At 62.1% G+C, this 15039-nt stretch carries 11 protein-coding genes; 6 read left to right on the forward strand and 5 right to left on the reverse strand.

Translation table 11 applies throughout. The features are described from left to right. Window positions 1-27: 27 nt before the first annotated feature. Window positions 28-1126, reverse strand: a protein-coding gene (gene prfB, locus AB5Y53_RS16000; protein ID WP_102948437.1) for a peptide chain release factor 2 whose coding sequence is annotated in 2 segments (ribosomal slippage) — window positions 28-1050 and window positions 1052-1126 — 1098 coding nt in all. Because the reading frame shifts where the segments join, the coding sequence is not laid out codon by codon here. Between the two features lie 252 nt (window positions 1127-1378). Between prfB and AB5Y53_RS16005 the strand changes: the two genes are divergently transcribed. Further along, window positions 1379-3250, forward strand: a complete 1872-nt coding sequence (locus AB5Y53_RS16005) for a methyl-accepting chemotaxis protein (RefSeq protein ID WP_049636568.1) — start codon at window positions 1379-1381, stop codon at window positions 3248-3250. Window positions 3251-3483: 233 nt separating this feature from the next. Here AB5Y53_RS16005 and gltS read toward each other — a convergent pair whose 3' ends face one another. Further along, window positions 3484-4683 carry a sodium/glutamate symporter gene (gene gltS, locus AB5Y53_RS16010; RefSeq protein ID WP_041212483.1) on the reverse strand — a complete coding sequence of 400 codons (1200 nt, stop codon included), beginning with the start codon at window positions 4681-4683 and terminating at the stop codon, window positions 3484-3486. A gap of 489 nt (window positions 4684-5172) precedes the next feature. Between gltS and ansA the strand changes: the two genes are divergently transcribed. After that, window positions 5173-6180, forward strand: a complete 1008-nt coding sequence (gene ansA / locus AB5Y53_RS16015; RefSeq protein WP_368182536.1) for an asparaginase — start codon at window positions 5173-5175, stop codon at window positions 6178-6180. Window positions 6181-6404: 224 nt separating this feature from the next. Here ansA and AB5Y53_RS16020 read toward each other — a convergent pair whose 3' ends face one another. Together AB5Y53_RS16020 and AB5Y53_RS16025 are read right to left on the reverse strand one after the other, a co-directional pair. Further along, entirely contained in the window at window positions 6405-6698 is a 294-nt protein-coding gene (locus AB5Y53_RS16020; protein WP_010675423.1) for a YeaC family protein, read from the reverse strand. A gap of 83 nt (window positions 6699-6781) precedes the next feature. Beyond that, the gene (locus tag AB5Y53_RS16025; RefSeq protein ID WP_043154263.1) at window positions 6782-8215 is read right to left on the reverse strand and encodes a glyceraldehyde-3-phosphate dehydrogenase; all 1434 of its coding nucleotides are present in this window, start codon (window positions 8213-8215) and stop codon (window positions 6782-6784) included. A gap of 211 nt (window positions 8216-8426) precedes the next feature. On the opposite strand from AB5Y53_RS16025, the gene AB5Y53_RS16030 reads away from it, so the two are divergent. Both AB5Y53_RS16030 and AB5Y53_RS16035 read left to right on the forward strand, forming a co-directional pair. Next, a complete protein-coding gene (locus AB5Y53_RS16030; protein WP_042865069.1) occupies window positions 8427-9230 on the forward strand; it encodes a DUF2989 domain-containing protein in 804 nt (267 codons plus the stop codon). Beyond that, window positions 9227-9784: an NUDIX domain-containing protein gene (locus tag AB5Y53_RS16035; RefSeq protein WP_010675420.1), complete on the forward strand. Its 558-nt coding sequence runs from the start codon at window positions 9227-9229 to the stop codon at window positions 9782-9784. Before AB5Y53_RS16030 ends, AB5Y53_RS16035 begins: the two co-directional genes overlap by 4 nt. Before the next feature lie 62 nt (window positions 9785-9846). Here the strand turns inward: AB5Y53_RS16035 and sppA are convergent, their stop codons facing one another. Further along, the gene (gene sppA / locus AB5Y53_RS16040; protein WP_368182537.1) at window positions 9847-11691 is read right to left on the reverse strand and encodes a signal peptide peptidase SppA; all 1845 of its coding nucleotides are present in this window, start codon (window positions 11689-11691) and stop codon (window positions 9847-9849) included. A gap of 321 nt (window positions 11692-12012) precedes the next feature. On the opposite strand from sppA, the gene AB5Y53_RS16045 reads away from it, so the two are divergent. Next, window positions 12013-14040 (forward strand): FAD-dependent oxidoreductase, encoded by a 2028-nt coding sequence (locus AB5Y53_RS16045; RefSeq protein ID WP_368182538.1) that lies wholly within the window; start codon window positions 12013-12015, stop codon window positions 14038-14040. Between the two features lie 107 nt (window positions 14041-14147). Continuing rightward, window positions 14148-14696, forward strand: coding sequence for an NAD(P)H nitroreductase (locus tag AB5Y53_RS16050; protein WP_368182540.1), 549 nt, complete (start codon window positions 14148-14150; stop codon window positions 14694-14696). The last annotated feature ends 343 nt before the right edge of the window (window positions 14697-15039 follow it).

A 15039-nucleotide genomic window follows, 5' to 3' on the forward strand; every position in this document is an offset into this window, starting at 1 on the left:
CAGACATGGTGATTCCTGCTGCTCTGTTTACAGGCCTGATTTCAGGCTGGCTTCGATAAACTTGTCCAAGTCGCCGTCGAGTACCGATTGGGTATTGCGGGTTTCGACGCCGGTGCGCAGATCCTTGATACGGGAATCATCCAGTACGTAGGAGCGGATCTGGCTGCCCCAGCCGATGTCGGACTTGGTCTCTTCGAGGGCTTGCTTCTCAGCGTTCTGCTTTTGAATTTCCAGCTCGTAGAGCTTGGCCTTCAACTGCTTCATACACTGATCTTTGTTCTTGTGCTGGGAACGGTCGTTCTGGCACTGCACCACCACGCCGGTCGGCACGTGGGTGATACGCACCGCGGACTCGGTCCGGTTGACGTGCTGACCACCTGCACCGGAGGCGCGGTAGACGTCGATGCGAAGATCAGCCGGGTTGATCTCGATCTCGATGTCATCATCGATCTCGGGGTAGACGAACACGGAGCAGAACGAGGTGTGGCGACGGCCGCCGGAATCGAACGGCGACTTGCGTACCAGGCGGTGCACGCCGGTCTCGGTGCGCAGCCAGCCAAAGGCATACTCGCCGGTGAACTTGATGGTGGCGGACTTGATGCCGGCCACGTCGCCCTCGGAGCATTCGATGAGCTCGGGCTTGTAGCCGTGGGCATCGCCCCAGCGCAGGTACATGCGCAGCACCATGTTGGCCCAGTCCTGGGCCTCGGTGCCACCGGAACCGGACTGGATGTCGATGTAGCAGTCGGAACCGTCGTGCTGACCGGAGAACATGCGACGGAACTCGAGATCCACCAGCTTGGCCTCCAGTTCGTCCGCTTCGACCACGGCTTCGTTGAAGGTCTCTTCGTCTTCGCCTTCGACGGCCAGGCTGACCAGCATCTCGACGTCATCGACGCCCTGGGTCAGGGTATCGATGGTGCTGACGACGTTCTCCAGGGAGACGCGCTCCTTGCCCAGCGCCTGTGCGCGCTCGGGTTCGTTCCAGACATCCGGCTGTTCCAGCTCGGCATTGACCTCTTCTAGACGCTCTTTCTTGGCGTCATAGTCAAAGGTACCCCCTAAGCAGCTCGGTCCTCTCAGACAGCTCCTTAAGCTTGTTTAATACAGGATTGACTTCAAACATCGTGAAAACTCTCGGGGTCGATGTGATTTAAAAACGGGATATTCTAGCCAATTGCAGAAGGAATAAACAGGGTTGGCTAGTCCCGCTCTTTTTCCTGCTCCAATTTTCCGCAGCATTTTTAAAATTTCCGCGTAAAATATCGTCACTCACGCCATTCTCCGCTTCAGTTTTGCGCAGATTGGCCGCTAACAACACACAGTGCCACGCACTCCCGATTGATCCTGTTCCCGACCCCCACAAGAAGAAAACACGATGAAAAACCTATCACTCAAGCAGAAGATACTGTTGTCTGTGGTCATCGCCTTGTCACTGGTGATCCTGCTGCTCTCCTGGCAGAGCTACACCAGCCAGAAGTCCATGCTGCTGCAAGGCAGTCAGGAACAGGTGCAACGCCTTGGCAGCCAGCAGGCCGCCAGCGTCAGCGACTGGCTTGCCGCCCGTCGTGACGTCATCCAGGCCCTTGGCAACAAGGCCGGTGCCGAGCCCCTCAACGCCCTGCAACAGGCCCAGGTGTCCGGCCGTTTCCAGCTCACCTATTTTGGTGAGGGCAGCGGCAAGATGAACGACTCCGACCCCTCCATCAACCGCGACGGTTACGATCCCCGCTCCCGTGGCTGGTATCAGGAAGCCATGGCCAAGGGCGGCATGATCGTCACCAAACCCTACCTCGACGTGGCCTACAACATTCTGGTGGTGACCCTGGCCCAGCCTGCCCAGGGCGGCGTGGTGGGGGGGGATCTCTCCATCGCCTCCCTGGTGGATGACATCACCAAGATGAAGCTGCCAGCGGACGGCTTCGCCATCCTGATGCACAAGGATGGCACCGTCATCGCCTACAAGGATGCGGCCAAGGCGATGAAGCCAGCCAGCGAGATCGACAACGATCTGACCAATGCCCTGATCGAGCAGAGCAAGGCGAGCAACAGCCTGGTGCCTGCTTTCTTCGACAGCGAGGGGCGTGACAAGCTGCTGTGGGCGACGGACATTCCGGACACCGACTGGGAGCTGGTGCTGGTACTGGACAAGAGCACCCTGGAGGCGCCGCTCTCCTCCCTGCTGATGACCCAGCTCGGCCTGGCCCTGCTGGTGCTGGTGGGCAGCATCCTGGCCATCTCCTGGCTGGTCAGCCTGCTGCTCGGCCCCCTCACCAAGGTGTCCCAGGCCCTGGCCCGCATCGCAGACGGTAACGGCGATCTGACCCAGCGCATCAAGATCGACGCCAATGACGAAGTGGGACAGCTCGCCGGCAGCTTCAATCGCTTCGTGGGCAGCCAGCATCAGCTCATCGCCAACATCCGTCAGCTTGCCAACGAGCTGAACGCCGATGCCGAACGCAGTCTGGTGACCAACCAGGCCGCGGTGGAAGAGCTGCAACGCCAGCAACAGGAGGTGACCATGGTCGCCACCGCCGTCACCGAGATGGCGAGTGCCACCATGGAGATCGCGGGCAACGCCGAGAACACCGCTGCCGCCGCCCAGCAATCCGCCCAGAGCAGTGAACAGGGCAAGATCCTGGTGAACCAGACTCGCCAATCCATCAACAACCTGGCCGAGGAAGTGGGGCAGGCGACCGGCGTCATCGGCGAGCTGAGCCGTCACGCCCAGGCCATCTCCGGCATCCTCTCCACCATCCAGGGCATCGCCGAGCAGACCAACCTGCTGGCGCTGAACGCGGCCATCGAAGCGGCCCGTGCCGGCGAACAGGGTCGCGGTTTCGCCGTGGTGGCGGACGAGGTGCGGGTGCTGTCGCGCCGTACCCAGGATTCCACTCAGGAGATCCAGTCCACCATCGAAACCCTGCAACAGACCACGGCCCGCGCGGTGAGCCTGATGCAGACCAGCCAGGGGTTGGCGGACAACAGCGTGAAGGATGCCGACGCTGCCGCTGCGGCTCTGGAGGAGATCACCCAGGCCGTCAGCCTCATCTCCGACATGGCGGGCCAGATCGCCACCGCCGCCGAGGAGCAGACCCAGGTGACCGGTGAAATCACCCAGAACACCACCGCCATCAAGGATGTGAGCGACGAGATCACCGCTTCCGCCATGCGCGACCTGGATCAGGCGCACAACCTCAAGGGGCGTGCCACCAACCTGAACCAGCAGGTGTCGACCTTTATTTTGTAAGGAAGGTCAGGCCGCAATCTGAACCAGCAGGTGTCGACCATCCTCCTGTAAGTACTGACACGCGGCGAGCAAGGCCGCCATGACAAAGCCCCGCACTCTGCCGAGTGCGGGGCTTTTTGTTTAGGTGTCTCGCAGCGGGCACCCATGAAGGATGGGATGCCGTGCTGTTGGCGAGCAGAAATGACAGAGCCCGCCGCAAGGTGGGCTCTGTCATACGGGGCCTGCGTCCGGGATCACAGGAAGGGCAGGGCCAGGAACAGCTTGATCACCACGGCGTTGATGATGTCGATGAAGAAGGCACCGACCATGGGCACCACCAGGAAGGCCAGGTGGGAGGGGCCAAAGCGCTGGGTGATGGCCTGCATGTTGGCAATGGCAGTGGGGGTGGCGCCGAGGCCGAAGCCGCAGTGACCCGCCGCCAGCACGGCCGCATCATAGTTGCGCCCCATGACCCGGAAGGTGACGAAGATGGCGTAGAGCGCCATCGCAACCGTCTGCACGGCCAGCAGGATGAAGATGGGCAGAGCCAGGCTTGCCAGCTCCCACAACCTGAGGCTCATCAGCGCCATGGCGAGGAAGAGCGACAGACTGACGTTGCCGAGCAGGGAGACCTCGCGGTCGCTCACTTCGTGCCAGTTGAGCAGGGTGAGCAGGTTGCGCAGCAGCACGCCGACAAACAGCACGCAGACGAAGATCGGCAACTCGAAGACGCCGCCCTTGAGATAGAGGGCCAGCATTTCGCCCCCTTTCAGGCTGATGGCGATGAGTGCCAGGGTCTCGATCAGGCTGAAGGTGGTGAGCGGGCGCTCCATGTCCGGCATTTCGAAGCCCTGGGGGGCGCCGTCACGGTTGTGCTCCTCACCGGGCACCTGCACCTTCTTCACCAGATAACGGGCCACCGGGCCGCCGATGAGGCCCCCCAGCACCAGGCCGAAGGTGGCACAGGCTATCGCCAGCTCGGCGGCGGATTGCACGCCGTACTTCTCGGTGAAGATGGAGCCCCAGGCCGCCCCGGTGCCGTGGCCGCCGGAGAGGGTGATGGAGCCGGCCAGCAGCCCCATGTGGGGATCCAGCCCTAGCAGGGTGGCCAGACCCACCCCCAGGCTGTTCTGCACCAGCAGCAGGCCGGTGACCACCAGCAGGAAGGTGGCCACCGCCTTGCCGCCGCGCTTGAGGCTGCCCAGATCGGCGGAGAGGCCGATGGAGGCAAAGAAGGTCAGCATCAGGGCCGTCTGCAGGCTGGTATCAAATTGCAGTTCGATCTGCAGGGTGGAACGCAGCACCAGCAGCACCAGGGCAACCACCAGGCCACCGGCCACGGGTTTGGGGATGTTGAAAGTGCGCAGGGGTCCTATCTTGTTGACCAGCAGGCGGCCAAGCAGCAGCACCAGGGTCGCGGCGACCAGGGTGGCGTAGGCATCAAGTTGTAGCATTCAGTGCTCCCATGTTGATCGGCTGTGTCTTTGGCGAGAAAGACTCACGGATCCAGCCGGGATGAAACAGAGTGGCGAACGCGCCAGTGACAGAGGGGCCGCAGCCCCGTCCCTCTGCAAAAGAGGGGGTCGACACGAGCCCGTGTTCGTCGGGCGTCCAGATGAGATTTGTGAAAAATCCGCCGGATACTAGCAAAAAACACCAAGTACATCCACTTATGTCACATTAATGATTAAAACATGGTGTTAACATGGCATTTAAAACTGCCTCGCCGAGTGTGCTCCGGATCGCAACAATGCTGCTGTGGCTGTCATTTGCAGCGGCACTCTTTATAATTCGCCCGGTTCCGCCCCCACGGGAGGACACAGACCCTCAAGAGGTCTGCTGATGACCGATATTGAGCCCGCCCGCACCATCTGAAGGACGGGGGCTGTATCGGTTGAGCCCTGTTTGATTTGCCGGTTTCCAGTCCAGAGAGAGGAGAGGGTGTGAAGAAGTCCATCTACATTGCCTACACAGGCGGCACCATAGGGATGCAGCGTTCCGACCACGGTTATGTACCGATGGCGGGCTTCATGGAGGACTGTCTGGCACGGATGCCCGAGTTCCATCGACCGGAAATGCCCGATTACCATATCCACGAATATGCCCCCCTCATCGACTCTTCCGACATGACGCCGGCAGACTGGCAGCGCATCGCCGAGGATATCAAGGGCAACTACGACAAGTACGACGGTTTCGTCATTCTGCACGGCACCGACACCATGTCGTTCACCGCGTCTGCGCTCTCCTTCATACTCGAAGATCTGCACAAGCCGGTCATCATCACCGGCTCCCAGATCCCCCTGGCCGAGCTGCGCTCGGACGGTCAGCAGAACCTGCTCAACGCCCTCTATATCGCGGCCAACTACCCGATCCACGAGGTGACGCTCTTCTTCAACAATCAGCTCTATCGCGGCAACCGCAGCAAGAAGGTGCACGCCGACGGCTTCCACGCCTTCGACTCGCCCAACTACCCGCCCCTGCTCAATGCCGGTATCGCCATCTCCCTGGAGGCAGGTGAGCTGGGCGTGCCGTGCGATCGCCCCCTGGTGCTGCACGACATCACCCCCCAGCCCATCGGGGTGGTGACCCTCTATCCGGGGATATCGGCGGAGGTGATAGCGAACATCCTGCAACAGCCGGTGCGTGCGCTGATCCTGCTCTCCTTCGGGGTGGGCAATGCGCCCCAGAACCCGGCCATGCTGGCGCTGCTCTCCGAGGCATCTGCCCGGGGCGTCATCATCGTCAACCTGAGCCAGTGCCTGCACGGCAAGGTCAACATGGGGGGCTATGCCACCGGCAACGCCCTCTCCCGTGCGGGAGTCATCTCGGGCTTTGACATGACCGCCGAGGCGGCGCTCACCAAGCTGCACTTCCTGCTGAGCCAGGATCTGCCGGCGCCGCGCATCCGCGAGCTGATGCAGCAGTCTCTGCGGGGTGAACTGACCCCCTGAGAAACTGTCCACGACCTTACTGCGAAGCCGTGGTCAAGGCTCATGTGCTGCTCGGAATCCTCACGTATATCTATACGCTCCGGTTCCTGCGCTGCTCTTCACCTTGCTGACGTCTTCTCGCGACAGGTCGTGAACAGCTGCTGACCTCCCTACCATGGGGGAGAGGGGAAAAGAGAGGGGAGCCATATTGGCTCCCCTTTTTAGTTGTGGCGGGCGGGTCAGTCTCAGTGGCTAAGGTCTACCCGTACTATCTCTTCCTCATCGCGATACTGGCGCTTGAGCTCGCTCTTGCTCTTCATCACGATCTCGCCGTCACGGCCGATGTTCATGTGCTCGGGGTTCTCAAGGTGCATCGCCTGCCAGGCCATCACGGCCTGCAGGGAAGTGGCCTTCTGCTCCTCGGTGAGGGGCTTGCCATCCGGCCATTTGCCGAGCTCGACCGCAGTCTTGAGCCGCTCGTACACCTCTTTGGGCATCTGCGCTATCGCTTGTTGAAACGTCACTTGCTGAGACGACATCCGGCCTCTCCTTGAAAATTGAGCCATGAACACGGGTTCCGGCGGGCAGATCCTGTCGGACTATACCGGCAGATCCTGGCGGACTATACCGGTAGATCCTGGCGGACTACGCCAGCCATCTGCTCCATCACCCGTACTACCTGACAACTGTACCCGAACTCGTTGTCATACCACACGTAGAGCACGCAGTGATCCCCCTCGGCGATGGTGGCCTGGGAGTCGACGATGCCCGCAAAACGGGAGCCCACCATGTCGGAGGAGACCAGCTCGGTGCTGGCACTGAAGTCGATCTGGCGATGCAGGGCCGAGCTCAGCGCCATCTGCTGCAGATAGGCGTTGAGGCTCTCCCGATCGGTGGTCTGTTCCAGCGACAGGTTGATGATGGCCAGGGACACGTTGGGTGTGGGCACCCGGATGGCGTTGCCGGTCAACTTGCCCTTGAGCTCCGGCAGCGCCTTGGCCACCGCCTTGGCGGCACCGGTGCTGGTCATCACCATGTTGAGGGCTGCGCTGCGACCGCGGCGCTCGCCTTTGTGATAGTTGTCGATGAGGTTCTGATCGTTGGTATAGGAGTGGACCGTCTCCACGTGGCCGTGGCGGATGCCGTACTTGTCCTGCATCACCTTGAGCACCGGGGTGATGGCGTTGGTGGTGCAAGAGGCGGCGGAGACTATCTTGTCATCCGGACCTATCACCTCGTGGTTGACCCCGAACACCACGTTCTTCATCTCCCCCTTGCCGGGGGCGGTCAGCAGTACCCGGGCGGCGCCGCGGGCCTTGAGGTGCTCGGACAGGCCCGCCTCGTCACGCCAGACGCCGGTGTTGTCAACGATCAGCGCATTGTCGATGCCGTAGGCGGTGTAGTCGATGTCGGCCGGGCTGTTGGCGTAGATCACCTGGATGAAGGTGCCATTGGCGATGATGGCGCTGCGTTCCACATCCACCTCGATGGAGCCGTTGAAGGGGCCGTGCACCGAATCGCGGCGCAGCAGGCTGGCACGCTTCTCCAGATCCCCGTCGCGACCGCCGCGCACCACGATGGCGCGCAGGCGCAGGGAGTTGGCGGCGCCGGTGCGCTCGATGAGCAGACGGGCCAGCAGGCGGCCGATGCGGCCGAAGCCGTAGAGCACCACGTCGGTCGGGGCGGGCACGGCACTGCGGTTCAGGGCCGGTGCCAGCTTGGCACGCAGATAGTCCTCGATGCCGGCTTCATCCTGGTGATCCTGCCAGTAGCCCACGGCCAGTTTGCCGAGATCGACTTCGGCGGCGGTGGGGTTCAAGGCGACGATGGCGCGCAGGAGAGGGAAGCTTTGCTGGATGGGCAGCGGGGTGCCCTGGTGGCGGCGAACGACCCGGTGGGCCTTGAGGATATCGATGGTGGAGGCGTTTTGCAGCGGGCGTCCGTAGAGGGTGATCTCTATCCCTTGCTGTCGGTAGAGGCGACCTATCAAGGGTTGCATGGCTTCGGCGAGCTCCTGGCTCTCCTGCCACGCCTGCAAGTAGTGCTCGTGGGTCATTAACCAGATCCTTTTATTTCACGTTGTTGAAGCAAGTTGCCTGGGCAAATTGAAATTCGTCGAAGGCAGATCAGTGTAGGGCTGATGGTTTCGTTATATTATTCTGCAATCGCGGCCTTATACGGCGCGCGCATTGTAATGGATATGTAGCCTGTTTGCTAGTTGGCGGTGGCCGGTGCGGGTTGCGATTGTTATCAACCAGATGTGAACCATGACCCTATTCTCACAGCGTCCGTTACTGCTTTCCCTCGCTTGTTGCCTGACGTTGACGGCCTGCGACGACGACAGGATCCACAACATCTGCTCCCAATATCCCGCCCTGTGCGCGGACCTGGTGGACGACGGCTGGTGTCGCTATGAGCGCAGCGACGTCATTCGCGGTCGTTACTATCTCCAGGAAGAGGGGACGGACAGGCGCAAGTACGATCTGATGCGCGGCCTGGAGCGTTATCTGCAGTGCGCCGAGCACTCCACCAATATCGAGTACAAGCGGGCCAGGGAGCAGAAGAGCCCCAGAGTGGAAGGGATGCTGGCCGCCGGCCGTCAACTGGAGCAACTGGATGCTCAGACCCGGGGTTCCCGGGATCCCTACCTGCTGCTCTGGCACTGGACCAACAACACCAGTCCCGAGGCCCGCGCCAGCTTCCTCGCGCAGGAGGGGACGCCGAGCCTCGAGGAGCCCGAGCTGCAACTGGCGCTCGGCGGCATCTATGCCAAGAGCGAGCCCGAGAAGGCCATCAGGCTGATGCACCATGCGCTCTCCCTCTATCGGGAGGGGGACAAGGTCAACAGCCGGATCCTCACCGCCCTCAGCACCCTCTACATGGGGCAGAAGCGATTTGATCAGGCCTATCTGTGGGGCAAGGTGAGCGAGTCATTCCAGGAGAGCCCCGAGGTCTCCGCCACCCGGCTCGGCATTTACCATGCCATCGGCAAGGAGGAGCAGGAGACGCTGGACGACCAGGCGGCTACCATCGTCGACGCACTCAGGCAGGGGAGCTACCGCACACCATGAATCCGACCCTGACAGAGGTCCGGGAGTGGGCCCATCCCTTCGATATCCGCCTCGTCCACGGCCAGATCCGCGGCGAGGACAGGGTGCTTGAACGGGCCACGGTGAGGGCCGTGGTGATGCGCGGTGATCGATTGCTGCTGGTGCACTCCCGCGTCAACGGGGATCTCATGTTCCCCGGTGGCGGCATCGAGCACGGGGAGGCGCACGATGCGGCCCTGGCCCGGGAGCTGCGGGAAGAGTGTGGCGCCGAGCTGGTGGCCGTGGGCCCCCTGTTGGGAGAGACCCGGGAGTATCGTGCCGCGCGCGAGCCGGATTACGATGCCTACTGCATCCGATCGTCCTATTACCTCTGCCGGGTCGGGGAGGACTGGAGTGCGCCGCGCCCCCAGCCCTACGAAATCCGCCTCGGCTTCACGCCGGGCTGGTTCCCCCTGGCCGAGGCACTGCAAACCAACAAGACCCAGCTGGCGGGTCCCTGTCCCCAGTGGACGGCGCGAGAGACCCGGGTGCTGGCAGAGTTGCACCGCTGGCAAGCGTCCGGCTTGCTGACCTGACAAGGCCGCTTGCCCCATAAAAAAACCGCCTGTCGGCGGTTTTTTTATGGCTGTCCCCGGCGTCAGGGGAGACAGACCGGGCAGAAGGCGTAGGTGCCCTGGGGATCGTTGAAGCGGGTCAGCGGGTCCAGAGTGCGGTTCATCTCCAGCAGCGCCTTGCCAAGCCCGGCGGGCAGCCAGCTTTGCAGGTGCGGGGCCAGCGCCTGGGCGCTGCTGTCAAACAGCTCGCGCAGGAACTTGTCCCTGGCCGACTCTTCCGGTGCGATGGGGGTGACCTGCCAGCTCTTGAGGTTGGCGAGATCGGCGGCCGCCTTGAGGGCGTCATCCAGATTGCCGAACTCGTCCACCAGCCCCAGTGCCTTGGCATCCTGCCCGGTCCAGACCCGGCCTTCGGCGGCTTTTTCCGCCTCTTCCGGGCTAAGGCCCCGGCCCTTGCCCACCAGGCCGACAAAGCGCTGATAGGTGTCTTCCACGCTCAGTTGAATGGCTTCACCCACGTGATCCGGCAGGGCACGGGTCAGCCCGACTCCCACGAAGTCGGTGGTGCCGACGCCGTCGGTGTGTACCCCGTACTGGGAGAGTGCCTTGTCGATGGTGGCGAACATGCCGAACACCCCGATGGAGCCGGTGAGGGTGGTGGGAGAGGCGAAGATCTTGTCCGCATCGGCGGAGATCCAGTAGCCACCGGAGGCGGCGTAGCTGCCCATGGAGATGACCACCGGCTTGCCCGCCTGTTTCAGGGCCAGCAATTCGGCGCGGATCTGCTCGGCGGCGAAGGCGCTGCCGCCCGGGCTGTCCACTCGCAGCACCACGGCTTTCACCTGATCGTCACGGCGGGCTTCGGCCAGCAGATCGGCAAGGCTGTCGCCGCCGATGGTGCCGGCAGGCTGGACGCCATCCATGATGGCGCCGCTGGCGGTGATGAGGCCTACCTCATCCTTGCCGCTCTGGGGGTACTGCTCCGGGATGGCGGCCAGATACTCTTTCAGGCCCACGCCCTTCCAGCCGTGATCATCGGCCTCGCCCACTTCCTTGATCACCGCCTGGGTCATCTCGTCGCGGGTGGCGAGCTGATCCACCAGACCGTTGTCGAGGGCGTAGTTGGCCGCATTGCCACCGGCCTTGCGCAGCAGTTCGAGGAAGTGATCCTTGTTCGGCGCGACGGCATCCGGCTCGATCTCCCGCTGCTCCGCCACGTCGGCCACATAGGATTGCCACAGCTGATCCAGCCAGCGCTGGTTCGCCTCCTTGCTCTCGGGGGACATTTCGTCCCGGGTGTAGGGCTCGACAAAGGACTTGTAGGTGCCGACCTTGAAGACGTGCGGGGTGATGTTGAGCTTCTCCAGCGCCGACTTGAAGTAGGTCTGGTAGACACCCAGCCCCTCGATCAGCACGGCACCACTCTGGTTGAGCAGCACGTGGTCGGCGTGGGCGGCGAGCAGATAGGCCCCCTGGCTGTAGTAGTCCGCCATGGCGATGACCGGCTTGCCGCTCTCCTTGAAGGCGTCGATGGCGGCCGTCACCTCCTGCAGTTTGGAGAGGCTGGCCCCTTGCAGACCCTGGGGTTTGATCACCAGCGCCTTGATGCGATCGTCATTCCCCGCACTCTTGATGGCCCACAGCAGATCGGAGAGGACGATTTCGCTTGGCTGCTCGTCCCCCTTGTCCATCTGCCTGAGCAGTTGCACCGTGGGATCGGTCTGGGTGCGCTGCTCTACCAGCACACCGGAGAGATTGAGGGTGAGCGCCCCCTCGATGGGGGTGCTTGGGGTCTCGCTCTGGCTGACGCTGAAGACAATGACCAGCACGACGAGAAGAAACAGCAGGTTGACCAGCATCAAGCGGGTAAAGTTGAGCAGGCGCCAGAGGCTGCGAAAGAGCCATCCCAGACCTTTGAAAATAGACATAGCTGCGTTGTCGCCCTGTTAATGGGTTGAGAGCAGCCATTATTAACCAGTTGCGCAGCCAATTGCCATTTCCCCTTGAGTCGACTGCCTCCCCGCCACTTCGGAACACGGCTGTTCGCTGAAAAAATGTCCAAACATTTGTTTGAAAAAGAGTTTTCGATTCTTTACTCTAGCTCCAGTTTGATAACAAAAAATTAACTGAAAGGCCCGATGAGCCGGCCCCATCTCCACCCACCGCTTCTTTTTACTGCCCGTCACCCGAGGCAGCCAGGAAGGCTGGAGCATGACCCCGTGCACATCGACCTCGACAAGGAGTGCATCATGAGCCGTTATCCCACGCTGCTGACCCCCCTCGATCTGGGTTTTACCCAGTTGCGCAACCGCGTACTGATGGGGTCCATGCACACCGGCCTCGAGGAGGAAAAGGGGGGCTTTGACAAGCTGGCCGCCTTCTATGGTGAGCGGGCCCGTGGCGGGGTCGGTCTCATCGTGACCGGCGGTATCGCCCCCAATTTGCGGGGGCGGCTGGTGCCCCACGGCTCCCAGCTGAGCTTTCCCTGGCAGGTAGCCAAACACCGCAAGGTGACCGAGGCAGTGCACCGGGAAGGGGGCAAGATAGCGCTGCAGATCCTTCATGCGGGCCGCTACGCCTACCATCCGTTCAGCCTGGCGCCGAGCGCCCTCAAGGCTCCCATCTCCCCGTTCAAGCCGCGGGCCATGAGCGAGCGGCAGATCCGCGGCACCATTCGCGACTTCGCCGCCACTGCGGCGCTGGCCAAGGCGGCCGATTATGACGGGGTCGAGGTGATGGGGTCGGAAGGCTATCTCATCAACCAGTTCATCTGCGAACGCACCAACAAGCGCACCGATGGCTGGGGCGGCAGCAGCGAAAACCGCATGCGCTTCCCGGTAGAGATTGTCCGCGCCATCCGTGAGCGGGTGGGCACGGATTTCATCATCATCTTCCGCCTCTCCATGCTGGACCTGGTGGAGCAGGGCTCCTCCCTTGAGGAAGTGATCGCCCTTGGCCGGGCACTGGAGCAGGTGGGGGTCACCCTCATCAACACCGGTATCGGCTGGCACGAGGCGCGCATTCCCACCATCGCCACCAGCGTGCCGCGCGGTGCCTTCAGCTGGGTGACCGCCGAGCTGAAAAAGCACCTCAAGGTGCCCCTCATCACCACCAACCGCATCAACACCCCCGAGGTGGCGGAGCGCATCCTGGCGGGGGGTGAGGCGGACATGGTCTCCATGGCGCGCCCCTTCCTGGCAGACCCCGAGTTCGTCATCAAGGCGGCTGAAGACAGGGCGGACGAGATCAACACCTGCATCGCCTGCAACCAGGCCTGCCTCGACCACGTGTTCAAGCAAAAGCGTGCCTCCTGCCTGGTCAACCCCCGTGCCTGCTTCGAGACCGAGTTGACGTTTGGCCGGGTACCCCAGCCCAAGAAGCTGGCGGTGGTGGGGGCGGGTCCTGCGGGGCTGGCGTTTGCCTGCTACGCCGCCGAGCGGGGCCATCAGGTAAGCCTGTTCGATCAGGCGAGCGAAATCGGCGGCCAGTTCAACTTTGCCAAGCAGATCCCGGGCAAGGAGGAGTTTCACGAGACCCTGCGCTACTTCGCCAAACGGCTTGAGAAGTGCGGCGTCGAGCTCTATCTGGGCCAGCGCCAGAGTGCCGAGAGCCTGCTGGGCGGCGGTTTTGACGAGGTTATCCTCGCCACCGGCATCCGCCCGCGCACTCCCAACATTCCGGGTATCGAGCACCCCAAGGTGTTGAGCTACCTCGATGTCTTGCGTGATCACAAGCCGGTGGGCGAGAAGGTGGCGGTGATCGGCGCCGGTGGTATCGGCTTTGACGTGGCCGAATACCTGGTGGAGAAGAGAGGATCGCCGGATGCTACAAGCCATCGCGATCACTGGCTCAAGGAGTGGGGCATCGACAAGCAACTGGGTGAGCGCGGCGGCCTGACTACCCCCGAAATCGATGCACCCGAGCGCCAGATCTGGTTGCTCCAGCGCAAGGAGAGCAAAGTGGGCGACGGCCTTGGCAAGACCACCGGCTGGATCCATCGCACCGTGCTCAAGAATCGCAAGGTGCAGATGCTCTCCGGCGTCCAGTACCTGCGTATCGACGATGCCGGGCTTCACATCCAGGTGGGCGACCAACAGCAGTGCCTGCCGGTGGATCAGGTGATCATCTGTGCCGGACAGGAACCCCTCAAGGAGTTGCAGGCTGGTCTGCAGGCTGCTGGCAAGCCGGTGCACATCATCGGCGGGGCCGACGTGGCCGCCGAGCTGGATGCCAAACGCGCCATCCGGCAAGGGGCGGAGCTGGCTGCCGTCATCTAGCCTCCCGACCCTTTCGTATCCTGACAAACCCCTGAACCTCAGGGGTTTTCTTCATCCGGTGCTGTGCTAAGGTAGCGCCATCATCGCCTTTGACAAGGAACTGCCCCATGGATGCCCTCCATCTGTTACTCAATCGCCACTCCTGTGGTCGTCTGGCCGAGCCTGCCCCGAGTGGCGAAGTGCTCGACAATATCCTCAAGGCCGGGCTGCGGGCGCCGGATCACGGCACTCTGACCCCCTGGCAGTTCATCCTGTTTGAAGGGGAGGGGCGTGAGCGCCTGGGGACATTGCTGGCCGATGCCGCCCATGCCCGTGGCGAGGATGCGGACAGTGTCGAGAAGTGCCGCGCCGCGCCACTGCGTGCTCCCCTGGTGATCGCGGTGGCGACCCGTTATCAGGCGCACCCCAAGGTACCGAAACTGGAGCAGGAGCTCTCTGCCGGTTGCGCCCTGATGGCGATGCAGATGGCGGCCCAGGCCCAGGGCTTCAACGGCATCTGGCGCTCCGGCTGGTTCATCTTCGACGAGCAGATCCATGGTGCACTGGAGCTGGCACCGGAGGATCAACTGGTGGGCTTCCTCTACCTTGGCACCCCCATGCTGGAGGCCCGCAAGCTGCGCGAGTTGCCCATCCAGGACTTCGTGCGCAACTTCTGAAGCGCAGAACGCCAAAAGCCCTGATTATTCAGGGCTTTTTTGTTTTCTGACAAAGCCGTCAGGCTGTACTGATAAATGCGCACTTGCCAAGAGGGTAGAAGGGGGTTGGCCGGACATTTTTTGAATTGTGAGAGATTCTTCTCACTCCTGGTTTATTACGCTATGTAAAACGTTTGCGCCACGTTATTATCCCACTGCCAGTTTAGAAGGTGACCCCTTCTAATTTTCTGCGATGAGAGTCGCAATTCCGTAGCACCTTTTTAGAGCCCAACGTCTTGATGACATTGGGCTTCATTTTTTGCGGGATCGGCACGTCAGCGTTCTTTCTCCTCTGCCTCTTCTC

Origin of the sequence: Aeromonas sp. R7-5 (assembly GCF_040908015.1) — a bacterium.
In the GTDB taxonomy this organism is placed as follows: Bacteria; Pseudomonadota; Gammaproteobacteria; order Enterobacterales; family Aeromonadaceae; genus Aeromonas; species Aeromonas caviae.